Here is a 24,358-nt window from a genome sequence, read left to right as displayed (position 1 = left end):
TGTAACTCCGAAGATCATCAAAAACGACCTGATTCAGTAATCGCTCCGCACATAAAAAGCCGCCGCTAACCCCGGCGGCTTTTTTCTTTGTATCGGCCTCCGGCTTATGGAATGTCTTGCCCTGTGCTATTCTCACGCGCTTGAACCCTGTTGAGCGGAAATTATGTCTTTGCCCGAACGTGTTGTCCTGGTCGGCCCTATGGGAGCCGGAAAAAGTACGATTGGCCGTATGCTCGCCAAAGAGCTGGGTTATCGTTTTCTTGATTCAGACCGGATAATCGAAGAGCGGTGCGGAGCCAATATTCCCTGGATATTCGATGTCGAGGGAGAAGACGGATTCCGGCAGCGCGAAACCGCCATGCTGGATGAGCTTTCAGAAACGCAGGGAACGGTATTGGCGACCGGAGGTGGTGCGGTCATGCGCCCGGAAAACCATGCATTGTTGCGGAAAAATGCAGTGGTGATCTATCTCAAAACGTCGATTGAGCAGCAGGTAGAGCGCACCCGAAAAGATCGAAATCGCCCCCTGCTTCAGAACGATGACCCCGAGGGTGTGTTGAGAAGGCTGTTCGCAGTCCGGGACCCGCTATACACCAAGCTCGCTGATATCGTGATGTTCACCGATCGCAAGAGTCCACGATTGGTGGTGCGCCAGCTGGTGAATCGAATCAATCCCAAAACCCCAAGACACAAACGGCAGAGACGTAAAGAAGGTCGTCAACATGTACCAGGTACTCAAAGAGCTTAAAGTAGAGCTGGGTGACCGCAGCTATCCCATCGTTATTGGTCAGGGGTTGCTGGGGGCTTATGATCTGACACCCTGGGTGTCCGGCAGTCAGGTGATGATTGTCACCAACGAGACGGTTGCACCTTTATACCTTGAGCGCGCGAAGGCTTGCTTCCCAGGAAAATCGGTTGATGTGGTCACGCTTCCGGATGGCGAGAAGTTCAAGGATTGGCAGACCCTTAACCTGATTTTCGACCGGCTGCTGGAGCGCCGGCACTCCAGAAAAACAACGCTTGCTGCCCTGGGCGGCGGCGTCATCGGGGATGTGGCGGGGTTTGCAGCGGCCTGCTATCAGCGGGGCGTACCATTTATCCAGATGCCCACAACCCTGCTTTCCCAGGTGGATTCATCCGTTGGTGGTAAAACCGGAATCAATCATCCATTGGGCAAGAACATGGTTGGCGCTTTTCATCAGCCGAACATCGTCCTGATTGATACCGATTCCCTGACCACACTTCCCCCCAGGGAGGTGTCGGCTGGGCTTGCGGAAGTTATCAAGTACGGCCTGATTCGTGACGTGCCTTTTCTGGAGTGGCTGGAAGCTAACATGGATGCGTTGGTCCGGCTGGAGCCCGAAGCAGTAGGAGAGGCCATTTTTCGTTCCTGCCAGTGCAAGGCAGACGTTGTGGCCTTCGATGAGAGGGAAGGGGGCTTGCGGGCCATCCTGAATCTTGGCCATACCTTTGGTCATGCGATCGAAACCTACGCGGGTTACGGCAACTGGCTCCACGGCGAGGCGGTTGGAACCGGGATGATGATGGCATCTGACTTGTCTTTGAGAGAAGGTATGATCAGTGCCGACGATCATAAGAGAGCGTTGGCCTTGATTCGCCGGGCTGGGCTACCGGAGCGGGCCCCCAAAGGCATGACGCCCGATGATTTCATGTCTCTGATGGCCGTTGATAAGAAGAATGTGGATGGCAAGCTCCGGCTGGTGTTGATGCGGGCCTTGGGGGATGCTTTTGTAACCGCTGACGCCCAGCCGGACAACCTCAGAAAGACCTTATTGGAATTTATCGATTAAGCGTCGTATCACGCAGTGATTGAGCAACGGGCAGGGATGAGTTGTGACCCAGGATAACCTGAACGCGATAGACAGTGGCGGATTGTTTCCCCGCCTCCAGCAACGCTACGGCTTGCGGGACAATCCACTCGAGATGGAGACGCCGTTCTTCCCGGACGCCATGCGCCATCATGCATTGGAGTCACTGCGTCATCTCTGCGGTTTCGGGGATATGGCGCTGCTTGTAACGGGTGCGCCAGGTGCTGGCAAAACGCGGATAATCACTGAGTTGGTTCGTAGCGAATCATCCCGGCTCGATTTTCATCGTATCCCCACGGCAGCTTTGACGAGCGCCCAGGCATTGACCAAGGATCTCCGGAAGATAGCCCGTTCAGGTGTACCGGTGGATTCGGAGCCCCGTGAGCTGGTTTACCAATTTTTCCGGTGGTCCGAGGCGCGTGCTCAACGTGGGCAGCGACTGGTGTTGATTCTGGATGATGCCGATCGGGTAGCTCCGGAGTTATTGAATCTTTTACTCTCCGGATTTCTTGCGGCTGACCGGTCGCTGGCCGCTGCTTTGGTATTCTCTGGTGCCGACGGCTTGCAGGATCAGTTCCGGGCGGAAGATCTTGCCGTTCACATCCACCACATCAGCCTTCCCCCGTTAAGCCGAGACGAGATTTTCGCCTTCCTTGAGCCCCGGGTGCACCGCGCTGGTGGCCGAAAGGAAGAGTTACTTTCTTCATCACGGCTAAAACAGCTTCATGCTTTGAGTCAGGGCAGTTTCGGCCGACTGAAGCGCGTTGCACCAGGTATCTGGCTCGACATGGTTACGCCACAAAGCCGAGCCGCAGCCCGCAGCTGGCCTCCCCTTGCTTCACTGCGTTGGCCCGCCTTGGCACTGGTGATATTGCTGGTGTCATGGTGGTTCGTGGCGCGGCAATACGATGACTCGGTCACTGGTTCTGCGGGCATGGAGACCCCGAGAGAGACTGTTCGAAGGAGCATTACTGTTGGGCCTGAGGTAGGGCGAGGGGCGGGTGAAACGCTTCCCGTTGATGCCCTGCCGTCGCCGGAGTTGGCACACCAGCAGGAACCGGAAAACCTGGCGTTGACGGACCTGGATGCGGTGACCGAAGCTGAGCCAGAGCCAGAGCCAGAGCCAGAGCCAGAGCCAGAGCCAGAGCCAGAGCCAGAGCCAGAACCAGAACCAGAACCAGAACCAGAACCAGAACCAGCTTTCGCTTCAGCAAGACCGGAGAACTTTGTGCCTTTGGCGCACCTGAAACAACGCGAAGGTTGGACGCTCCAGCTCGTGGCTGGTCATCAGGAGCGTACGATTCTGAGCGTTATTGATCGCCAGCCAGATAACCCTCAGTTGAGCTATACCGTCGGAGAGCGCCAGGGGCAGCCTTGGTTTATGCTGGTGTATGGCCAGTATCCCAGCCTCGAATCCGCCCGGGAGGCAGCCGGACAATTGCCCGCCGCGCTCGGGATATCTGAGCCTTGGGTGCGATCCTTCGAAAGTTACTAGGTGCACCGTTATGGTGCATTTCCGTCCTGTTCTAGCGGTAAAACAGCGAAAAAAATTGTATACGTAGTTTCACGTGTGTAAAATCGCTTCCCCTTTTTTTCGGTGTCAGTACGTTTTGCGCACTAAGTTGGTGCGCTTCGGGCTGGCGGGAAAGCATTTACACGCGAGAGAACGCTTATGACAACAGGCTTGTATCATCCCGATGAGTTCAGGGACAACTGTGGTTTTGGCCTGATTGCCCACATGAAGGGCGAGGCGAGCCATAAGCTGTTGCAAACGGCCATCGAGTCATTGACTTGCATGACCCACCGTGGAGGCATCGCTGCCGATGGCAAAACCGGTGATGGTTGTGGGCTTCTTATTCAAAGTCCCAAGGCCTTCCTCTACAAAGCTGCTCAGGCGGCGTTCGGGAAAAAACCTGGAGACTTATTTGCAGTCGGCCAGGTTTTTTTAGCCCGGGACAAAAGCCAGGCGGCCGCCGGTCGTGCTGCGGTTGAGAAAAACCTCGTCGATCAGGGGTTGGAAATCATGGGCTGGCGAGAAGTGCCCGTGGACGACAGTTGCCTGGGGCCAATGGCGCTGGATTGTCTGCCCAGGATTGAACAGGTTTTTGTTGAGCCGGGCGGAAAAACCGAGCAGGAATTTGCCGTTGCGCTGTTTGTTGGTCGCCGCCATGCTGAGCGGGAGATGGCGGACGACTCTGAGTTTTATATCTGCAGCTTGTCGCATCGCACCCTTGCATACAAAGGCCTGATGATGCCGGCGGATCTCGCCAACTTTTATAAGGATCTGGGTGATCCGGATCTGCAAACCGCCATCTGTGTGTTCCACCAGCGGTTCTCCACCAACACCATGCCCAAGTGGCCGCTGGCCCAGCCGTTCCGGTTCCTGGCCCACAACGGTGAGATCAACACCATCGACGGCAACCGTAACTGGGCGATCGCACGCGCGGCCAAGTTCAGCTCACCGGACCTGCCAGACCTGCAAACCCTGCAGCCGCTGGTTAACCTGACCGGCTCGGATTCCTCCAGCATGGATAACATGCTCGAGATATTGCTGGCCGGTGGTGTTGACCTGTTCCGTGCCGTACGGATGATGATTCCGCCTGCCTGGCAGAATGTCGACACCATGGATTCCCAGTTGCGGGCGTTCTATGAATACAACTCCATGCATATGGAGCCCTGGGATGGCCCTGCCGGCCTGGTTATGTCTGATGGTCGTTACGCCCTGTGTATGCTCGACCGTAACGGCTTGCGCCCGGCTCGCTGGGTCATCACCAAGGACGACTTTATTACCCTGGCATCAGAAGTGGGCACCTACGGCTACACGCCGGATGATGTGGTTGCCAAGGGCCGTGTGGGCCCGGGCCAGATGCTGGCGATTGATACCGAGTCTGGTGAGGTGCTGCACACTGCAGACATCGACCAGCGCCTGAAAACCGCGCAGCCCTACAAGCGTTGGTTGAAAGACAACGCCCTGCGGGTGGAAACCACGCTGAACCAGGCCACCCCTGAGTTCAAACTGATGGAGCCGGACGAACTTCTGGTTCATCAGAAGATGTTCAATATCTCCTTTGAAGAGCGCGACCAGGTGTTGCGCCCGCTGGCTGAAAGCGCGCAAGAAGCTGTGGGCTCCATGGGTGACGATACGCCGATGGCCGTGCTGTCCAGCAAGGTGCGGCATGTGGCGGATTATTTCCGCCAGAAGTTTGCCCAGGTCACCAACCCGCCTATCGATCCGCTGCGCGAAACTATCGTGATGTCGCTGGAAACCTGCTTGGGTGCGGAGCAAAACGTCTTTGAGGAGACCCCTGAACACGCCAACCGGATTATTCTGACAACCCCGGTGTTGTCGCCGGCCAAGTTCCTCAAGCTCAGCAATAACGATCGCCCGGGCTTTGAAGTGGCCAGAATTGCCATGAGCTACCGACCGGAGGAGGGCCTTCACGAAGCGGTTCGCCGGATGTGCCATGAGGCTGAAAAGTCGGTCCGCGACGGTAAGGTACTGCTGATTCTGAGCGACAAGGACCTGGTGGAAGGCGAGTTGCCTGTAAACGCCATGATGGTGACCGGTGCTGTGCACCACCACCTGGTTGAGCGGGGCCTGCGCTGCGATTCCAACATCATTGTGGAAACTGGCTGGGCCCGGGATCCCCATCACTTCGCCGTACTGTTCGGCTTTGGTGCCACTGCGGTTTATCCGTACCTGGCCTATCAGGTCCTCAACGATCTGATTCGCACCGGTGAGCTGCTGATGGACCCGATCGAGGCCAAGAACAACTATCGTAAAGGCATCAACAAGGGCTTGTTGAAGATCCTGTCGAAAATGGGAATCTCCACCATCACCTCCTATCGCGGAGCCCAGCTGTTTGAAGCCATCGGTCTGGCCGATAACGTTGTGGATCTGTGCTTCAAGGGTGTGCCTAGCCGTATTCAGGGGGCGGACTTCTTTGACTTCCAGCAGGATCAGGAACAACTCGCGGCCGTTGCCTGGAAACCCCGCAAGCCTCTGTCTCAGGGTGGTTTGCTCAAATACGTTCACGGTCAGGAGTACCACGCTTTCAACCCGGATGTGGTTGCCAAGCTTCAGGATGCCGTGATCAGTGGCGACTACGGCCACTATCAGGAATACGCCGGCCTGGTGAACGAGCGCCCGGTGGCTACCCTGCGTGACTTGTTGGTATTCAAGAAGGATATCAAGCCCATTGATCTCTCCGAAGTTGAGCCGGTTGAGAATATCTTCCCCCGGTTTGATTCCGCGGCCATGTCCCTGGGTGCTTTGTCTCCGGAGGCCCACGAGGCGATCGCGGTGGCTATGAACACCCTGGGTGGGCGGTCTAACTCCGGTGAGGGTGGTGAAGACCCGGCCCGCCATGGCACTAACCGCCGCTCGAAGATCAAGCAGGTTGCCTCTGGCCGGTTCGGTGTAACCGCAGAATACCTGCGAAGCGCCGATGTCATGCAAATCAAAGTCGCCCAAGGTGCCAAGCCCGGTGAGGGTGGTCAGTTGCCTGGTGGCAAGGTGAATGATCTGATCGCTCGCCTGCGTTATTCCGTGCCGGGTGTGACCCTGATTTCGCCACCGCCCCACCACGATATCTATTCCATCGAGGATCTGGCGCAGCTGATTTTCGATCTGAAGCAGGTGAACCCGGAAGCCCTGGTGTCGGTGAAGCTGGTGTCCGAACCTGGAGTAGGCACTATCGCCGCCGGTGTGGCAAAGGCCTATGCCGACCTGATTACCGTATCTGGTTACGATGGCGGTACTGCGGCCAGCCCGTTGACCTCGATTCGCTATGCCGGCTCGCCGTGGGAGTTGGGCCTGACCGAAACCCAACAGGCCCTGAGGGCAAATGACCTGCGGGGCAAGATTCGCCTGCAGACAGACGGTGGCATCAAGACTGGGTTGGATGTTGTTAAAGCAGCCATTCTGGGCGCTGAAAGCTTCGGCTTCGGTACTACGCCAATGGTGGCCCTGGGTTGTAAATACCTGCGGATCTGTCACCTGAACAACTGTGCCACCGGTGTTGCTACCCAGAACGATTACCTGCGGGAAGAGCACTTCAAGGGCACCGTTGAGATGGCCATGAACTTCTTCCGTTTTGTCGCGGAAGAAACTCGCGAGTGGATGGCCAAGCTGGGTGTTCGCAGTCTCGAGGAATTGGTTGGCCGTGTCGATCTGCTTGAGCGCCTGCCGGGCAATACCGAGCGCCAGAAAAAGCTGGATCTGACCCGTCTGCTGCAGAATGATCACATCCCGGCGGACAAGCCCCAGACATGTCAGGTTGAGCGCAACCATCCGTTCGACGAAGGCCGCCTGGCGGAGCAGATGGTGAAAGATACCGCTGCAGCTATCGCAGAGAAGTCCGGCGGCGCCTGGAGCTACAAGGTTACCAACTGCGATCGCTCCATTGGTGCGCGGCTGTCTGGCGAAATTGCAGCGCAGTACGGTAACCAGGGAATGGTGGATGCACCGATCACCCTGGATCTTACCGGGACCGCAGGCCAGAGCTTTGGTGTGTGGAACGTGGGTGGTCTGAACCTGATTCTTGAAGGCGATGCCAACGACTACGTGGGCAAGGGCATGACTGGCGGCAAGCTGGTTGTTAAACCGCCCCGCGGCAGCGACTTCAAAACCCAGGAAACATCCATCGTGGGTAATACCTGCCTGTACGGCGCGACAGGGGGCAAGCTGTTTGCCGCTGGCACAGCCGGTGAACGCTTTGCGGTTCGTAACTCTGGTGCCCATGCGGTGGTAGAAGGGGCCGGGGACCACTGTTGTGAATACATGACCGGCGGCCTGGTGACCGTTCTCGGTTCCACCGGCTATAACTTCGGTGCCGGCATGACCGGCGGCTTCGCCTATGTGCTGGACCTGGACAACACCTTCGTGGACAAGTACAACCACGAACTGGTTGAGATCCAGCGCATTTCGCGGGAAGACATGGAAGCCTACCGGAATCACCTGCGTGGTGTGATCCGGGAGCATATTTCCGAAACCGGAAGCGCCTGGGCGGAGCACCTACTTGAAGATTTCGACGATTACATCGGCCGCTTCTGGCTGGTGAAGCCAAAGGCTGCGAACCTGCGCAGCCTGCTGGCCAGCACCCGTGCCCGCCCGGAATAAGGCTGGGCAACGCAAAGGTTGATGGGCTGCGCCAGCGGGCGCAGCCCCCGTCGAAATTGAGCTGATGAGAGTAGCAACATGAAAGAACGTCTCAACAATGACTTTCAGTTTGTGGAAGTTGGGCGGGTAGACCCGAAGAAGGTGCCTGCCAAAAAGCGGAAGAAAGAATTCGGTGAGATCTATCACCCGTTTACCGAAACCCATGCGGCATCTCAGTCTCACCGCTGCCTGGCTTGCGGTAACCCCTATTGCGAGTGGAAATGCCCGGTACACAACTATATTCCGAACTGGCTGAAGCTGGTGTCTGAAGGCAACATCATGAAGGCCGTGGAGTTGTGCCACCAGACTAACTCCCTGCCGGAAGTGTGCGGCCGGGTGTGCCCACAGGATCGCCTGTGTGAAGGTGCCTGTACCCTGAACGATGGCTACGGCGCGGTAACCATCGGTTCAGTGGAAAAATACATTACCGACACGGCCTTCGCGTTGGGTTGGAAGCCTGATATGTCCAATGTGAAATGGACAGACAAAAAAGTGGCCGTTATCGGCGCCGGGCCCGCTGGCCTCGGCTGTGCCGATATCCTGGTGCGTAATGGCGTCAAGGCGGTGGTTTTCGATCGTTACCCTGAAATTGGCGGTCTGCTGACCTTCGGTATTCCCGAGTTCAAGCTGGAAAAGTCCGTGATGTCCCGGCGCCGTAAGGTGTTCGAGGAGATGGGCGTGGAATTCCGTCTGAACACCGAGGTGGGTAAAGACGTCCAGGTGAAGAGCATCATGGAAGAGTTCGACGCGGTGTTCATGGGTATGGGCACCTACACCTACATGAAAGGCGGCTTCCCGGGAGAAGAATTGCCGGGCGTCTATGATGCTCTGCCGTTCCTGATTTCCAATGTGAATCGCCGTCTTGGGTTCGAGAAAAAAGCGACAGACTTCATCGATATGAAGGGCAAGCGCGTGGTGGTGCTGGGTGGTGGTGATACCGCCATGGACTGCAACCGCACCTCCATTCGTCAGCAGGCGGAGAGCGTCACCTGTGCCTACCGTCGGGATGAAGCCAACATGCCCGGTTCGCGCCGGGAAGTCGCAAACGCCAAGGAAGAAGGTGTGAAGTTCCTGTTTAACCGGCAGCCTATCGCCATCATCGGTGAAGACCGTGTTGAGGGCGTCAAGGTGGTGTCTACCCAGCTGGGAGAACCGGACGAAAACGGCCGTCGCCGCCCTGAAGTCGTGCCGGGTAGTGAGGAAGTCATTCCTGCCGATGCGGTACTGGTGGCGTTTGGTTTCCGGCCGAGCCCCGCTGACTGGTTCGGTGAACACGAGGTGAACACCGATGATTCCGGTCGCGTTGCAGCGCTGGAGGAAGCCGAGTTCCCGTTCCAGACCAGCAACCCCAAGATCTTTGCCGGTGGCGATATGGTGCGCGGCTCTGATCTGGTGGTCACTGCCATCTGGGAAGGTCGCCAGGCTGCGGAAGGCATTCTGGACTACCTCGACGTATAACTCTGAGTTGATCAGAGTCAGAAGGGCGGCTTGCTACGGGTAAGCCGCCCTTTTTTATTCGTATAAACGGGGTATCATTGCTCCCCATTATCTCTGACCATTTACCGACGAGAACGGGATACCATATGACCGAGCTGAAGAATGACCGCTTCCTGCGCGCCCTGATGCGGCAGCCTGTAGACCGCACCCCGGTGTGGATGATGCGCCAGGCGGGCCGCTACCTGCCGGAGTACCGCGCAACCCGGGCAAAAGCCGGTGATTTTCTCAGCCTGTGCAAGAACACGCCGCTGGCCTGCGAAGTTACCCTGCAGCCGCTCGAGCGCTATCCGCTGGATGCTGCCATCCTGTTCTCCGATATTCTGACCATTCCTGATGCCCTGGGCCTGGGCCTGTATTTCGAAACCGGCGAAGGCCCGAAGTTCCGCAAGGTGATTCGCTCAGAAGCGGATGTAGACGCGTTGCCGAAAATGAATGCTGAGTCGGATCTGGACTACGTGATGAACGCCGTCTCTACCATCCGCCGCGAACTCAACGGCCGGGTACCGCTGATCGGTTTCTCCGGCAGCCCCTGGACCCTGGCCACGTACATGATTGAAGGGGGTTCCTCCAAGACCTTCTCTGAAGCCAAGAAACTGATGTACGGCCAGCCGGAGGTGATGCACCGCTTGCTGGACCACTTGGCGGACTCGGTGATTGATTACCTGAACGGTCAGATCAAGGCCGGTGCCCAGGCGGTACAGATTTTTGATACCTGGGGCGGTGTGCTGAGCAGCTGGGCCTATGACGAGTTCTCCCTGCGTTACATGAAGAAGATTGTGGATGGTCTGATTCGCGAGAGCGAGGGGCGTCGGGTGCCGGTGATTGTGTTCACCAAGAACGGTGGTCAGTGGCTGGAGTCCATTGCCGACTGTGGCGCCGACGCCGTGGGCCTGGACTGGACGACGGACATCGGCAATGCCCGCGCTCGCGTTGGCGATAAGGTGGCGTTGCAGGGCAATATGGACCCGGCCATGTTGTATGCGCCGAAGGCGCGGATTCGCCAGGAAGTGGCGGATATCCTGAAGCGTTATGGCTCGGGTTCCGGGCATATCTTCAACCTGGGGCATGGGATTACGCCGGATGTGGATCCGGAGCATGCCGGGGCCTTCATTGAGGCGGTTGTTGAGCTTAGCGGGCAGTATCACCAATAGGTTCGAGTTTGTGCTTTGTTTACTCCTAGCCTGCGGGCTGTGGAGTAGGCAGGGTGGCGATAGGGCCTCCAAAAAAACGCTACGAGCTCATCCCTGAGCGCTTCGCTCCGGCCATCCATGGCCTCCGAGATTTTTTGGAGGCCCTATCGCCACCCTGCAGTCCAACGTTTCGGGAATATCTTAAGCCCTCGGGAGCGAAGCTCTCGTTAACCACTCCACGCTGTACTCCCTTTTATGTCCGGTCTATAGTCATAGAGAGTAATGACCGTCGAGCCGGAGCTGCCCCTTGTCTACCAAAACTTCCGAAAAACGCCGTTTCCATCGAATCAGTTTCGATGCGCCCTGTGAGCTGCATTGTCAGGACCAGGTGTGGTCAACCGAGGTGTTGGATATTTCCCTGAAGGGCGTTTTGGTCCAGCGGCCGGAAGGTTGGAAGGTTCCGCTGAACAAGCCTTGTGAGGTGGTGATTCACCTGAATGAACATGAAGCCGCGATTGTGATGGCGGTGGAGTTGAAGCACGTGGAGGATCATCGGTTGGGATTTCGGTGTCAGTATATTGATCTTGAAAGTGCCACGCATTTGAAGCGGCTGGTTGAGTTAAATCTTGGGGATCAGGCGCTGTTGGAGCGGGAGTTTGCGCATCTGATTGACTGACGATGGCGCGCTGAGGCTTTTCGTTTGAAGTGCGGATTGCACTGAGGATAGATAGGGCAGTGTTGGAGCGCCTTTCAAAAAATCTCGGAGGCCATGGATGGCCGGAGCGAAGCGCACATGGATGTGCTCGTAGCGTTTTTTTGAAAGGCGCTCCAACACTGCCCTAACTCTGGAGCCAGAAGGCTCGGGGCCGTAAACTAAAGCTCCTCCAAAGCCGAAAGGGCATCGGAAAGCTTGGTCACCGGAATGACCTTCATGCCTTCCACAGGCTTGCGCGGAACGTTAGCCTTGGGAACCAAAGCCCGAGTGAAGCCGTGCTTGGCTGCCTCGTAAATCCGCTCCTGGCCATTCGGCACCGGCCGAATCTCGCCAGACAGGCCTACTTCTCCGAAAATCACCAGATCCTGGGGCAACGCCCGATTCCGGAACGATGACACCACCGCTGACAACAGAGCAAGGTCCGCGCTGGTTTCGTTGACCTTCACACCCGCTACCACGTTCACGAACACATCCTGATCGGCCACATGCATACCGCCATGACGATGTAACACCGCCAGAAGCATCGCCAACCGGTTCTGGTCGGTACCCACGGCTACCCGCCTCGGATAGCTGCCCTGAGCCATGTCCACCAGTGCCTGGATTTCCACCAGCATGGGCCGGGTGCCTTCCCAGACCACCATCACCACACTGCCGGGAGCCGCCTCTTCGCCCCGGTTCAGGAAAATGGCGCTGGGGTTTTTCACTTCCTTCAGGCCTTGTTCCAGCATCGCAAACACGCCCAGCTCGTTTACCGCGCCGAAACGGTTCTTGATGCCCCGCAGGGTGCGGTAGCGGCTGTCGCTGGAGCCTTCCAGCAGGATGGAGCAATCGATCATGTGCTCCAGCACCTTCGGTCCGGCCAGGCTGCCGTCTTTGGTAACGTGGCCAACCAATAGCAGGATGGTGCCGGTTTGCTTGGCAAAGCGGGTGAGGAAGGCAGCGCTCTCCCGCACCTGGGAGACTGAACCCGGGGCGGATTCGATATCGGCCACGTGCATCACCTGGATACTGTCGATCACCAGAATGCGCGGCTTCTCCATTTCCGCCACCTGCATCAACCGCTCCACGGAGGTTTCCGAGAGCATTTTCAGGTCTTTGGTGGGCAAACCAAGGCGTTTGGCGCGCATGGCGACCTGTTGCAGGGATTCCTCGCCAGTGACATACAGGGCTGAGTGTTGCTCGGCCAACTGGCAGACCGCCTGAAGTAGCAGGGTGCTTTTGCCCGCGCCGGGGTGGCCGCCCATCAAGACTGCCGAGCCTTCCACTAACCCGCCGCCCAGTACCCGGTCGAACTCCTGCATGCCGGTACTGATGCGGGCCTGTTCGGCCAGGCTGACTTCGTCCAGGCTTTTGACCTCGGAGAGGCTGCCCGCGTAGCCCTCAAAACGGGCGCTGCGGGCGCCCTTGCCGGGGCCGGAAACGCCGCGTACCTCGCTGATGGTATTCCAGGCCTGGCAAGCTGTGCACTGGCCTTGCCACTTGGAATAGTCTGCACCGCATTCGGTGCAGACATAGGCAGTTTTTGCTTTTGCCATCAGGCCAGCTTCTTGTACTTCATGCGCTTGGGCTGCATCGCTGATTCGCCCTTGCGCTTCTTGAAGTCGGCGTCGTAGTCGGTGAAGTTGCCTTCAAAATACACCACCTCGCCGTCATCTTCGAACGCCAGGATGTGGCTGGCGACGCGGTCCAGGAACCAGCGGTCGTGCGAGATGATCAGTGCGGAGCCGGGGAAGTTCAGGATGGCTTCTTCCAGGGCGCGCAGGGTCTCCACGTCCAGATCGTTGGTAGGTTCGTCCAGCAGCAACACGTTGCCACCTTGCTTTAACAGCTTGGCCAGATGCAGGCGGTTACGCTCACCGCCGGACAGGTCGCCTACCCGTTTTTGCTGGTCGGTGCCCTTGAAGTTAAAGCGGCCCACATAAGCGCGGGAAGGTGTTTCGTAGTTACCTACCTTGATGATGTCGTTGCCGTCGGACAGTTCTTCCCACACGGTCTTGCTGCCGTCCAGGTCGCGCATCTGGTCTACGTAGGCCAGTTCCACGGTTTCGCCCACGGTAATGGTGCCGGAGTTTGGTTGGTCCATGCCGGCAATCATTTTGAACAGCGTGGATTTACCCGCGCCGTTACCACCGATAATGCCAACAATGGCGCCCGGCGGTACGCTGAAAGACACGTTTTCATAAAGCAGGCGATCATCGAAGGCCTTGCTGATGCCTTCCACTTCGATCACTTTGCCGCCCAGGCGCGGTCCGGGCGGGATATACAGTTCGTTGGTTTCGTTGCGCTTCTGGAATTCCTGTGAACTCATCTCTTCGAAGCGGGCCAGGCGGGCCTTGCTCTTGGACTGGCGGCCCTTGGCGTTGGAACGCACCCACTCAAGCTCCTGCTTGATGGCTTTCTGGTGCGAGGCTTCCTGTTTGGATTCCATTTCCAGGCGCTTCTCTTTGTTCTCCAGCCACTGGCTGTAGTTGCCTTCGAACGGAATGCCGTGGCCACGGTCCAGTTCCAGGATCCAGCCGGCCACATTGTCGAGGAAGTAGCGGTCGTGGGTAATGGCGACCACAGTGCCATCGTAGTCGTGCAGGAAGCGCTCCAGCCAGGCCACGGATTCCGCATCCAGGTGGTTGGTGGGCTCGTCCAGCAGCAGCATGTCCGGGCCGGACAGCAGCAGGCGGCATAGGGCGACACGGCGGCGTTCACCGCCGGACAGTACTTTGACTTTCTGATCCCAGGCCGGCAGGCGAAGAGCGTCGGCGGCCACTTCCATTTTGCGTTCGATATCGTGGCCGTCGGTGGCCTGGATGATGGCTTCCAGTTCGCCCTGCTTTTTGGCCAGGGCGTCGAAATCGGCATCCGGCTCGGCGTATGCGGCGTATACCTGGTCCAGTTCGGCCAGGGCGTTGTGTACGTGGGCGACGGACTCGTCGACGATTTCCTTGACGGTTTTCTCTTCGTCCAGCTCCGGCTCCTGTGGCAGGTAGCCTACATTGATCCCGGGCTGTGGCCGGGCTTCGCCGATGTAATCCTGGTCGACACCCGCCATAATACGGAGCAGGGTGGATTTACCGGAGCCGTTAAGGCCGAGAACGCCGATTTTGGCGCCCGGGAAGAAGCTCAGGGAAATGTCTTTCAGAATCTCCCGCTTGGGTGGTACCACCTTGCCCACGCGGTTCATGGTGTATACGTACTGGGCCATATTGGCAGAATCCTTATCCGAAATTCGCGTAGATAACAGAAAACACGACAGGTGTCTGGCTAAGGCCTTCGGGGTGGGCGATTCGGGATCCTCAAAAACAGGGATGTTTTTGCGGAGCATACAGGGACGTATTCACAGCGTATCCCGAATCGCCCACCCCGAAGGCCGTCACTGCCAAAGTCGACACCATTGAATGTTGATCGGCTAAGGTATCTAAACCTATCCGGGATAGCAATTGAGTGAAAATCGGGATCCTCGGTGTGCCGGTATCTGCGGACGGCATAAAGGATGATTTTTAACCCGCTTTCGGGATAGAATAGCGGCCCAATTTTTCAGGGGTTACGGCATGCACAGAGGCAGCGCCGGGCCAGCCATACAGACAGGGGCAGCACATCCATGTTTAATCGTGATATGAAAATCGCCGGTTTCGATGACGAACTGTGGAACGCCATGCAGGCGGAAGAGAAGCGTCAGGAAGCGCACATCGAACTGATCGCGTCTGAAAACTACACCAGCCCGCGGGTGATGGAAGCCCAGGGCAGTGTGCTGACCAACAAATACGCTGAAGGTTATCCCGGCAAGCGTTATTACGGCGGCTGTGAGTTTGTCGATATTGCCGAAGACCTGGCCATTGCCCGTGCCAAGGAACTGTTTGGTGCTGCCTACGCCAATGTGCAGCCCCATTCTGGCTCCCAGGCCAACTCTGCCGTGTTCATGGCCCTGCTCAAACCCGGCGATACCGTTCTGGGCATGAGCCTGGCTCACGGTGGCCACCTGACCCACGGTGCCAGCGTTAACTTCTCCGGCAAGATCTATAACGCCGTTCAGTACGGTATCAACACCGACACCGGCTTGCTGGACTACGACGAAATCGAGGCACTGGCCGTTGAGCACAAGCCGAAGATGATCATTGCCGGCTTCTCAGCATATTCCCAGGAATTGGACTTTGCCCGCTTCCGTGCCATCGCCGACAAGGTTGGCGCCTACCTGTTTGTGGACATGGCTCATGTGGCTGGCCTGGTTGCTGCGGGCGTGTATCCGGACCCGGTGCCACACGCCCACGTGGTTGCAACTACCACTCACAAGACCCTGCGCGGCCCCCGTGGTGGCCTGATCCTGGCCTGTGATGATGAAGATCTGCAGAAGAAACTGAACTCTGCCGTATTCCCGGGTGGCCAGGGCGGCCCGCTGATGCACGTGATCGCTGCCAAGGCTGTGTGCTTCAAGGAAGCCATGAGCGATGAGTTCAAGGCTTACCAGAAGCAAGTGGTCAAGAATGCTGCAGCCATGGCTGAAGTGTTTGTTGAGCGTGGTTTTGACGTGGTTTCCGGTGGCACCAAGAACCATCTGTTCCTGGTCAGCCTGATCAAGCAGGACATTACTGGTAAAGACGCCGACGCCGCGCTTGGCAAAGCGCACATCACCGTGAACAAGAACGCCGTCCCGAATGACCCGCGCTCGCCGTTTGTGACCTCTGGTCTGCGCATTGGTACCCCCGCAGTCACCACCCGTGGTTTCAAGGAAGGGGAGTGTCGTGATCTGGCCGGCTGGATGTGTGACATCCTCGACAACCTCGAAGACGAAGCAACCATCAGCCGCGTGCGTGAGCAGGTAGAAGCGGTGTGTGCCCGCTTCCCGGTCTATGGCTAAGTGATAGCGTAACAAGACTGCCCGGGTGTTCCTAACGGAGCCCCGGGCTCTTCCTTTCCGGAGCATCTGAATTATGCATTGTCCTTTCTGTGGTGAAGCCGATACCAAGGTGATTGATTCGCGCCTGGTGGCTGAAGGTGATCAGGTTCGCCGCCGCAGGGAGTGTTTGTCCTGCCGCGAGCGGTTCACTACGTTCGAAAACGCCGAGCTGGTGATGCCGCGCGTGGTCAAGCAGGATGGCACCCGGCAGCCATTCGATGAAGAAAAGCTTCGGGCAGGCCTGATGAAGGCGCTGGAAAAGCGGCCGGTCAGCATCGAGGAAATCGACGCTGCCCTGAACCGCATCAAGTACCGCCTGCGTTCCACTGGCGAGCGTGAAGTAAAGTCGATGCAGCTCGGTGAGGAAGTGATGACAGAGCTGCGCCAGCTCGACAAGGTGGCCTACGTTCGCTTTGCCTCTGTTTATCGCAGCTTTCAGGACATCAACGAGTTCAAGGAAGAGATTGAACGATTGTCTCAGGGCAATGGTGAAACCGCGGCTGATGTGGCAAGGGCGTTGGCCGACAAGCAGTCCGGAAAAGGCAAGGCATGATTGCAGACCGTGACCGGGCGATGATGGCCCGGGCCATTCAGTTGGCCTGGCGTGGTCGCTATTCTACCCACCCCAACCCCCGGGTTGGCTGCGTGATTGCCAAGGGCAACCGCATCGTCGGGGAAGGCTGGCACGAACGTGCCGGAGAGGCTCACGCAGAAGTTCGCGCTCTGAGTCAGGCAGGCCAGGATGCCCGTGGGGCGACCGCGTATGTCACCCTGGAGCCCTGCAGCCATTATGGCCGAACGCCGCCCTGTGCCAGAGCGCTGATCGATGCTGGCGTGGCGCAGGTATTTGCCGCAACCAAAGATCCTAATCCGTCAGTGTCTGGCCGGGGGCTGGACATGCTCCGGGATGCCGGCATCAAGGTGACCGAGGGGTTGATGGCCGATGAAGCGGTTCGCTTGAACCCCGGTTTTATGAAGCGCATGAATACTGGCCGGCCCTGGGTTCGCCTGAAAATGGCCGCCAGCCTGGATGGCCGTACTGCCATGGCCTCTGGCGAAAGCCAGTGGATCACCGGGACCGAAGCCCGGAGGGACGTGCAGCGGCTGCGCGCCATCAGCGATGCTATCCTGACGGGAGTAGGTACCGTTCTGGCGGATGATCCATCGTTGACGGTGCGTCGGGATGAAATGGGGGAGATTGGTGATGCCACGGACCCCTCACGCCAGCCTCTGCGGGTTATTGCAGACCGGGACGCCCGCACACCGGCGACGGCGCGTATTCTCCAGGGGGGCAATGTTCAGGTGTTCTGCGCCAGTTCGGCACTGGCATCGGCGCCGGCGCAGGATCTGGCCGCGCTGGGCGTTAGCCTGACCGGTGTGGCCTGGAAAGATAATGGTGTTGACCTTGCTGAGCTGCTGGATGCCCTGGGCGAACTTGGCATCAACGAATTATTGGTAGAGGCGGGGCCAACACTGGCCGGAACGTTCATTCGGGAAAACCTTGTGGATGAACTCTGGTTGTATCAGGCGCCGGTATTTCTGGGCAGCACCGGGCGACCAACCGCTCATCTGCCGCTTGAAACAATGGCTGATAAAGTGCAATGGAAAGTGCTGGATCGGCGTCAGGTGGGTGAGGATCAGAGGCTGATCCTGGCCCGCAGCTAATCATTCAATTCATTCCCTTCGGTCGCAGCAAGATGCGGCCAGGGTGACAGGGTGCAGAACCGTATGGCACTGAACAGCATTGAAGACATCATCGAAGACATCCGCCAGGGCAAAATGGTGATCCTGATGGACGATGAGGATCGCGAGAACGAAGGCGATCTGGTAATGGCTGCAGAACATTGCACGCCGGAAGCGATCAATTTCATGGCTCGCTTCGGCCGGGGCCTGATCTGTATGCCGATGACCCGGGACCGCTGCGAGCAGCTGGGCTTGCCATTGATGGTGCAGCAGAATGCTTCCGGCTTCGGCACCAAGTTCACGCTGTCTATCGAGGCGCGTGAAGGCGTGACCACCGGTATCTCTGCGGCTGATCGCGCCCGCACGGTACAAGCGGCGGTTGCCCGCAATGCCAAGGCGTCAGACCTGGTTCAGCCGGGCCATATTTTCCCCTTGATGTCGGATCCTGGTGGGGTGTTGAGCCGGGCCGGGCACACCGAAGCCTCCTGTGACCTGGCGGCTCTTGCCGGTTGCGAGCCTGCCGGCGTGATCTGTGAAATCATGAATGACGACGGTTCCATGGCGCGCCGTGAAGACCTGGAAAGATTCGCAGAAGAGCATGACCTGAAAATCGGCACCATCGCAGATCTGATCCACTACCGCACCATGAATGAAAAAACCGTGGAGTGCGTGGAAGAGCACGACCTGGATACCGAGTATGGTCTTTTCAAGTTACGTACCTACCGAGACAACATTCAGGGGGCTGCCCACCTGGCCATGGTGATGGGAGATATTGCCCCTGAAGAGCCTGTGTTTGTGCGCGTACACATCACCGATACCCTTCGGGATCTGCTGGGTGCACGCCGAAAGGACTCGCGCAGTTGGCCATTGCACCATGCCCTTGAGAAAGTGGCTGAGGAAGGGCGTGGCGTTGTGGTTCTGCTGAACAGCGCTGAAGACAGCTATAACCTGGAAGATCGAATCCAGGAATTCTACGACGAGGGCACAGCATCTGCCGGGAAGGGCAGTTCTGGCGTGTACTTCACCGTCGGAACCGGTTCCCAGATTCTGCGGGATATCGGCGTAGGCAAAATGCGCTTGTTGAGCCCGCCGGTAAAATTCTCTGCCATTTCCGGTTTCGATCTGGAAGTTGTGGAATACGTACCCTACACCCCCGAATGATAAACCCGGCTGCGGCTCTGAGTGCCGCAGCTCGCGAAGGAGCCCAAGATGGCAGATATCAAAGTAATTGAAGGTAATTTTACCCAGTGCAGCGGCCGTTACGCGCTGGTGGTTGGCCGGTTTAACGGTTTTGTGGTTGAAAGCCTGGTAGATGGCGCTGTAGACACCCTGTTGCGCCACGGTATTTCCAAAGACGACATCGCCATCATCCGGGTACCGGGTGCCTATGAAATGCCGCTGGCCGTCAAGCGCGTAGCCGAAACCTCCGACTACGATGCCATCATCGCCCTGGGCGCGGTTATTCGTGGTGGTACGCCGCACTTTGAGTATGTGGCTGGCGAAGCTTCCAGCGGCCTGGGTGCTGTCAGCCTGGAAACCGACGTACCGGTGACTTTTGGCGTTTTGACTGTGGATTCCATTGAGCAGGCTATCGAGCGTTCCGGCACCAAGGCTGGTAACAAAGGCGCGGAAGCCGCGATTACTGCCCTCGAGATGGTCAGTTTGTTCAAAAAGTTGGGTGAGTAATGAACGAAGCGGGTGATACCTCCCCTCAGCCGGGGAATACCAGCAAGCCAAAAGCTGGCGACCGTCGCCGGGCACGGGCTCTTGCCATGCAGGGCCTGTACCAGCGGCACTTCAGCAAAACGCCGATCTCTGACATTGAAGCGGAGTTCATGGTCGATAACGACATGAGCAAAGTAGACATCATGTATTTCCGGGATTTGTTGCGGGGCATCCATCGGGAACAGGCCGAACTGGATAAACTGATTGAGCCTTTCCTTGATCGGCCCCTGAAAGAGGTGGATCCGGTTGAGCTGGCGATTGTCCGCCTGGGCACCTATGAGCTGAAGCATCGGATTGATGTGCCCTACAAGGTGGTGATTAACGAAGGCATCGAGATGGCCAAGCGTTTTGGCGGTACCGAAGGCCACAAGTTTGTGAACAGTATTCTGGATAAACTGAGCCAGCGCCTGCGCCTGGCAGAGACTCGCCCGCGTTGATTCATGGGTGAATTCGAGCTGATCCGTCGCTTCTTTGTGCCCCTGGCCAACAAGGCCATGACAGATCAGCTTGTGCTCGGCCCCGGGGATGATTGCGCTATCCAGCGTGTTCCCGAGGGTCGGGATCTGGTCTTCTCAGTCGATACGCTGGTTGAAGGCGTTCATTTTCCTGCTAACTATTCCCCTTTCTGTCTGGGATGGCGAGCGCTGGCGGTAGCCACCAGTGATTTGGCTGCCATGGGCGCTACACCTGTTTGCTTTACCCTTGCACTGACATTGCCTGAGGCGCAGCCTGAATGGTTGGCGGATTTTGCCCAAGGGCTTGCTAAGGCCAGTGATAATTTCGGAATTGCTCTGGCCGGTGGCGATACTACCCGGGGGCCGTTGGCGGTCTCCATCCAGGTACACGGTACGGTGACACAAGGCTCTGCTATCCGGCGCTCTGGCGCCCGCCCGGGTGATCTTATCTGCGTGTCCGGACCATTGGGTGCCGCCGGCGCCGCACTCGAATTTCTGGAGGCAACCGCCCCAGCTTCCGACGAGAAAGCCGTGCTGGCTCGCTACCATTTTCCTGAGCCCAGGCTGGCGCTTGGCCAACAGCTGATTGGCAGGGCTTCAGCGGCGATCGATATCTCCGATGGCTTGCTGGCGGATCTTGAGCACATTCTCGAGCAGTCCGGTGTGGGTGCTGAGCTGGACGCCAATAGCATTCCAATGTTGCCGGAGTTGCGCCGACTTAAAGGGGTTGCGGCGCTCAGTCTGGCGTTGACCGCAGGCGACGACTATGAATTGTGCGTGGCCATCGCGCCTGATCAATACGCTGCCCTGGCACCGGAGGTGCAGGGTGGGTTGATTATTATAGGGCGTATTCAGCAGGCGTCGGGGCTGCGCGTTACGGGAGCGGACATGACGGAATCACCCGCCGGATTTGATCATTTTGGGAGATCGGTTTGAAGGACGAAGATCTGATGCATGAACCAGACAGTCCAACGGCTATACTGCCACCGGGCTTTTTGCGACACCCAGTGCATTTTCTGGCCTTTGGCTTCGGCAGTGGCGCCATGCCAAAGGCGCCCGGCACCTGGGGGAGCCTGGCGGCGATACCGGTATGGTACACCTTCGCCTGGTTGCCCCCGGTTGCCTATTGGCTGGTGGTTCTGGCGGCTTTCCTGGTGGGTATCTGGTTGTGTGGGAAAACCGCAGACGCGCTCAAGGTGCATGACCATGGAGGTATCGTCTGGGACGAGTTTGTAGGCATGTGGATAGCCCTTGGCCTGTTCCCAGACCAGATCTACGGCGTACTGATGGCGTTTCTGCTGTTCCGGCTGTTCGATGTGGTCAAGCCCTGGCCCATCAGTTGGCTGGATGCCCGGATGCCAGGAGGGCTGGGGATCATGGTGGATGATGTGGTGGCCGGATTCATGGCCCTGGTCTGCTTGTGGGGTATCGATGTTTGGGTAATGCCCTTCATCATCTGAAGAACATTACCCGGCGGATGGGCCAGCCGGAGCTTCCGTTCGGCCAGGTTTAATGGAGTTGCTGTTCTTCCGGTAGCATCCTGACCACGTGCAGAAATCGCTTGAGGCCGATCTCTGCACGTTCCCGGGACGCAAAGGGACCGCTGTCAAAGCCTTCCCGGGTGGTGAAATACCATTTGCTGCCTACACAGAAAAAACGACTGCTGCGAAAGGGTGCCGGGCCTTGTTCCCCGGTCCTGCGCTGAGTGTCCATGGTTGCTCCTGAGCCCGCTTATTCTTTTCTTCTCGGGCAACGCGTTTTGTTTGCCGACCTGATTAAAATTAATCCAATTGCCGCTTAATTCAACAATTTTTTACATTCTTGTGATCGGCGTTGCATGAGCCCGGTAAAAATCTCCGGTACTTGGCAGCCGCATATCAAAGCTTTGCTTGCTCCCCATGGCCTGGATGGTCAGAATGCGAGAGCGTGTGATTCCGTCATGGCCGCCCAGGCCTCTCAAGGAAAAGGAGATGAAATGAGTATGTGTCACGTTTCCAGGGTTTTCAAGTTGGTTGCCCTGATGCTGAGCGTTACCTTGGTAGGTTGTGCATCATCACTGACGCGAGTGGATGCCTGGCAGGGCGACCCCGAGGGGGCGGCGAACCCGGCGGTGTTGAAAGCCCCGGGTGAAATCCAGGTAGCTGCCATCAACGGCAGAAGCATGACCCGCTTCATGTTGGACGATCTGGCTCTGGACTACGGCTTGTTGCCCGGCGAAACCGAGGTCGTCTTTACCTACAAGACCATATGGGCCCGAACCGGGGTGGTGCGTGATGGCGAATCCAAAGTGCATACCGTTGAAAGCGAGCAACAAGTGGTGCGCTTCGACGCCCAGCCGGGCGCAGAGTATCGCTTCCGTTTTGACAAGCCGTCGTCGCGGCAGCAGGCTGAAGCCATGATGACGAGCTTTTCCGCAGCCATTATCGACAGTAATGGGGCGCTGGTGGCTGAATCCAGCAAGTGGGATGGGGCGTCTCAGGGCAGCGCTTCTCGCACGCCTTTGGCGGCATCTGGCGGTAGCGCCGGCAGCGAACCTGGCTCGACCACGCTGGAGCGCCTGAAAGCTCTGTGGGAAGACGCTACCGAGGAAGAGAAGCGAACCTTCCTGCGCTGGGCGTTTGAGTAATATTGTCGGCGGGCCGGGCGTTTGGTGCCCGGCCCGAGCTATCGGCGAAAGCGCTGAAGCCCGCCCTTGATCATGTTTTCAAGCGCCCCTAGTACCTCATCGGTCAGGTTTTGGCCGCTGCCGTGCGGAGTCTCCAGGCCCTGATCGGGGCCGAGGTCATGCAGGCATTCCTCGATCCCGGTCAGGCTATCCTCAATCAGGTCTTTCAGGCTGTCTCCATCGGGAACCACGTCCGGGCACAGGGTAAAGTTCAAAGTCAGTTGCCCCTGATAGCTCACCGCCACAATGACCAGACCAAGGCTATCGAACAGCGGGGCCGTGTTGTATTGCCGGATCAGTCGCGCGCCTTGCAGAAACAGCGGAACCTGTGGTCCGGGTACATTGGTGATCGGCAAGTTGAAGAGCGGGTGATAACGCTGCGCCACCTGCAGTTCGGAATATAGCCGGGCAGACAGCGCCAGCAGGGTGGATGGCAGCAGTTCTGTCAGCCGGTCGGCGGCAATGGCTTCTCGGTAGGGTTCAGACTCCACCGCGTTCTGATGGATTCGCCGGATCCGGGCCGCGGGATTGGGTTCGTTAGTGGCAAGATCCAGCAGCATCGCAGACATCTGGTTGCCGGTGGCTTTGCGCAGGCTGCTGGAGCGCACGGAAATCGGCGTCATTGCTACCAGAGACTTGTCGGTGTCGCCACCCTGTTGGTCGAGGTAACGGTGTAGCGTTTCAGCGCATAATCCGAGCACCACGTCGTTCAGGGTGACATCCCCGAGGCTGGCCTTGATTGCCTTGAGCCGGGACAGGCTGACACTGGCGGAGACAATGCGTCGGTTGGCGGTGATCTGCCGGTTAAACGGGCTGTGGGGAGCGGTGAACAGGGGCAAGGGTACCGGCAGTTTCTGCAGCTGTTTCTTGACCAGGCCCCGGGCGGTGGCTTCTGCCGCGTTGTAGGCGAGTGAGGCAACCTGCATGGGGGTCTTGAGCATGTTGGCGCTGGCCTGAAGAAATACACGCTCCTCGGAAGGCTCCGGTCGCGCCAGCCAGGGTCGTGGCGGTGCGATGGGTCGGGGCTCCGGCGTGTATTCCAGTAACTTGCCCATGATCTCCTCGCCACTGAAGGCATCAATGGCGGCATGGTGCAGTTTGACGATCAGCGCAAATCCTTGTTTATCGCCTTCCGGGTCGTCAATGCGAAAGCCGTCGACAAATGTGATGTGCCAAAGGGGCCGGTCACGTTTGAGCGGCTCTTCCATGATTTTTGACGCCAAAGACATCAGACTTGCCTGTTTACCGTGCTCGCCCAGGTTAACGTAGGCCAGGTGCCGCTCAATACTGAAGCCGGGGTCATCGATCCAGTAGGGGCGACCCAGGCGCAGGGGGATTTCCTTGAGCTTTTGCCGAAACAGGGGCACCACGTGCAGGCGGCTGCGCAGGTATGACACAAACGTGGTGAAGGCCAGGGGATCGCTCAGGCCGCTGGCGTCGAACAGGTACACACCGCCAATGTGCATGGGGGTGGTTTCTGACTCCAGGTAGAGAAACGAGGCATCCAGTTCCGACAGCTGACGCATCCAGCGCACTCCCTTGTGTGTCACGGTTAAGGTTGCGGGCCTTGGAGTATAGCCCATGGCATGATCGGGCCTATTGGCCCCTGTGCCC

At 58.0% G+C, this 24,358-nt stretch carries 20 protein-coding genes; 16 read left to right on the top strand and 4 right to left on the bottom strand.

All coding sequences use genetic code 11. The features are described from left to right. Positions 1-163: 163 nt before the first annotated feature. The 7 genes from aroK to J122_RS11135 all read left to right on the top strand — a co-directional run bounded on the left by aroK (position 164) and on the right by J122_RS11135 (position 11,292). The gene (gene aroK, locus J122_RS11165) at positions 164-748 is read left to right on the top strand and encodes a shikimate kinase AroK (RefSeq protein WP_058090087.1); all 585 of its coding nucleotides are present in this window, start codon (positions 164-166) and stop codon (positions 746-748) included. Beyond that, entirely contained in the window at positions 723-1,811 is a 1,089-nt protein-coding gene (gene aroB, locus J122_RS11160) for a 3-dehydroquinate synthase (RefSeq protein ID WP_058090088.1), read from the top strand. Before aroK ends, aroB begins: the two co-directional genes overlap by 26 nt. Before the next feature lie 43 nt (positions 1,812-1,854). Beyond that, entirely contained in the window at positions 1,855-3,324 is a 1,470-nt protein-coding gene (locus J122_RS11155; protein WP_061332382.1) for an AAA family ATPase, read from the top strand. Between the two features lie 177 nt (positions 3,325-3,501). After that, complete coding sequence (gltB, locus tag J122_RS11150; protein WP_061332381.1) at positions 3,502-7,950, top strand: glutamate synthase large subunit; 4,449 nt, start codon at positions 3,502-3,504, stop codon at positions 7,948-7,950. 78 nt (positions 7,951-8,028) lie between these two features. After that, entirely contained in the window at positions 8,029-9,447 is a 1,419-nt protein-coding gene (locus tag J122_RS11145; RefSeq protein WP_061332380.1) for an FAD-dependent oxidoreductase, read from the top strand. Between the two features lie 125 nt (positions 9,448-9,572). Further along, the gene (hemE, locus tag J122_RS11140; protein WP_061332379.1) at positions 9,573-10,637 is read left to right on the top strand and encodes a uroporphyrinogen decarboxylase; all 1,065 of its coding nucleotides are present in this window, start codon (positions 9,573-9,575) and stop codon (positions 10,635-10,637) included. A 286-nt stretch (positions 10,638-10,923) separates the two neighbouring features. Then, a complete protein-coding gene (locus J122_RS11135; RefSeq protein WP_058091272.1) occupies positions 10,924-11,292 on the top strand; it encodes a PilZ domain-containing protein in 369 nt (122 codons plus the stop codon). A gap of 197 nt (positions 11,293-11,489) precedes the next feature. Here the strand turns inward: J122_RS11135 and radA are convergent, their stop codons facing one another. Both radA and ettA read right to left on the bottom strand, forming a co-directional pair. Further along, positions 11,490-12,866: a DNA repair protein RadA gene (gene radA / locus J122_RS11130; RefSeq protein ID WP_061332378.1), complete on the bottom strand. Its 1,377-nt coding sequence runs from the start codon at positions 12,864-12,866 to the stop codon at positions 11,490-11,492. Continuing rightward, positions 12,866-14,527, bottom strand: a complete 1,662-nt coding sequence (ettA, locus tag J122_RS11125) for an energy-dependent translational throttle protein EttA (RefSeq protein ID WP_061332377.1) — start codon at positions 14,525-14,527, stop codon at positions 12,866-12,868. The genes radA and ettA overlap by 1 nt, the downstream gene beginning before the upstream one ends. A 396-nt stretch (positions 14,528-14,923) precedes the next feature. On the opposite strand from ettA, the gene glyA reads away from it, so the two are divergent. The 8 genes from glyA to J122_RS11085 all read left to right on the top strand — a co-directional run bounded on the left by glyA (position 14,924) and on the right by J122_RS11085 (position 21,539). Continuing rightward, positions 14,924-16,177, top strand: a complete 1,254-nt coding sequence (gene glyA / locus J122_RS11120; RefSeq protein ID WP_061332376.1) for a serine hydroxymethyltransferase — start codon at positions 14,924-14,926, stop codon at positions 16,175-16,177. Positions 16,178-16,250: 73 nt separating this feature from the next. Beyond that, positions 16,251-16,769, top strand: coding sequence for a transcriptional regulator NrdR (gene nrdR, locus J122_RS11115; RefSeq protein WP_058091276.1), 519 nt, complete (start codon positions 16,251-16,253; stop codon positions 16,767-16,769). Then, a complete protein-coding gene (gene ribD / locus J122_RS11110; protein ID WP_061332375.1) occupies positions 16,766-17,881 on the top strand; it encodes a bifunctional diaminohydroxyphosphoribosylaminopyrimidine deaminase/5-amino-6-(5-phosphoribosylamino)uracil reductase RibD in 1,116 nt (371 codons plus the stop codon). The genes nrdR and ribD overlap by 4 nt, the downstream gene beginning before the upstream one ends. Before the next feature lie 63 nt (positions 17,882-17,944). After that, complete coding sequence (gene ribBA, locus J122_RS11105) at positions 17,945-19,060, top strand: bifunctional 3,4-dihydroxy-2-butanone-4-phosphate synthase/GTP cyclohydrolase II (protein ID WP_061332432.1); 1,116 nt, start codon at positions 17,945-17,947, stop codon at positions 19,058-19,060. A 48-nt stretch (positions 19,061-19,108) separates the two neighbouring features. Continuing rightward, positions 19,109-19,585, top strand: coding sequence for a 6,7-dimethyl-8-ribityllumazine synthase (gene ribE / locus J122_RS11100; protein WP_061332374.1), 477 nt, complete (start codon positions 19,109-19,111; stop codon positions 19,583-19,585). Continuing rightward, positions 19,585-20,061 (top strand): transcription antitermination factor NusB, encoded by a 477-nt coding sequence (nusB, locus tag J122_RS11095; RefSeq protein WP_061332373.1) that lies wholly within the window; start codon positions 19,585-19,587, stop codon positions 20,059-20,061. The genes ribE and nusB overlap by 1 nt, the downstream gene beginning before the upstream one ends. A 3-nt stretch (positions 20,062-20,064) precedes the next feature. Then, on the top strand, positions 20,065-21,015 hold the full coding sequence (thiL, locus tag J122_RS11090) for a thiamine-phosphate kinase (protein ID WP_061332372.1): 951 nt from the start codon (positions 20,065-20,067) through the stop codon (positions 21,013-21,015). Between the two features lie 14 nt (positions 21,016-21,029). Then, a complete protein-coding gene (locus J122_RS11085) occupies positions 21,030-21,539 on the top strand; it encodes a phosphatidylglycerophosphatase A (protein ID WP_061332431.1) in 510 nt (169 codons plus the stop codon). A 49-nt stretch (positions 21,540-21,588) separates the two neighbouring features. Here the strand turns inward: J122_RS11085 and J122_RS11080 are convergent, their stop codons facing one another. After that, on the bottom strand, positions 21,589-21,792 hold the full coding sequence (locus J122_RS11080; RefSeq protein WP_058091282.1) for a DUF6316 family protein: 204 nt from the start codon (positions 21,790-21,792) through the stop codon (positions 21,589-21,591). 262 nt (positions 21,793-22,054) lie between these two features. On the opposite strand from J122_RS11080, the gene J122_RS11075 reads away from it, so the two are divergent. Continuing rightward, positions 22,055-22,705: a DUF2057 family protein gene (locus tag J122_RS11075; RefSeq protein ID WP_061332371.1), complete on the top strand. Its 651-nt coding sequence runs from the start codon at positions 22,055-22,057 to the stop codon at positions 22,703-22,705. 38 nt (positions 22,706-22,743) lie between these two features. On the opposite strand, the gene J122_RS11070 is transcribed toward J122_RS11075, so the two are convergent. Further along, positions 22,744-24,270: a WS/DGAT/MGAT family O-acyltransferase gene (locus tag J122_RS11070; RefSeq protein ID WP_061332370.1), complete on the bottom strand. Its 1,527-nt coding sequence runs from the start codon at positions 24,268-24,270 to the stop codon at positions 22,744-22,746. Between the last annotated feature and the right edge of the window lie 88 nt (positions 24,271-24,358).

The sequence above is a fragment of the Marinobacter excellens LAMA 842 genome (assembly GCF_001574445.1).
Taxonomy (GTDB): domain Bacteria; phylum Pseudomonadota; class Gammaproteobacteria; order Pseudomonadales; family Oleiphilaceae; genus Marinobacter; species Marinobacter shengliensis.
Note: the sequence above shows the minus strand (reverse complement) of the source record. Positions and strands in the feature narration are given on the sequence as shown.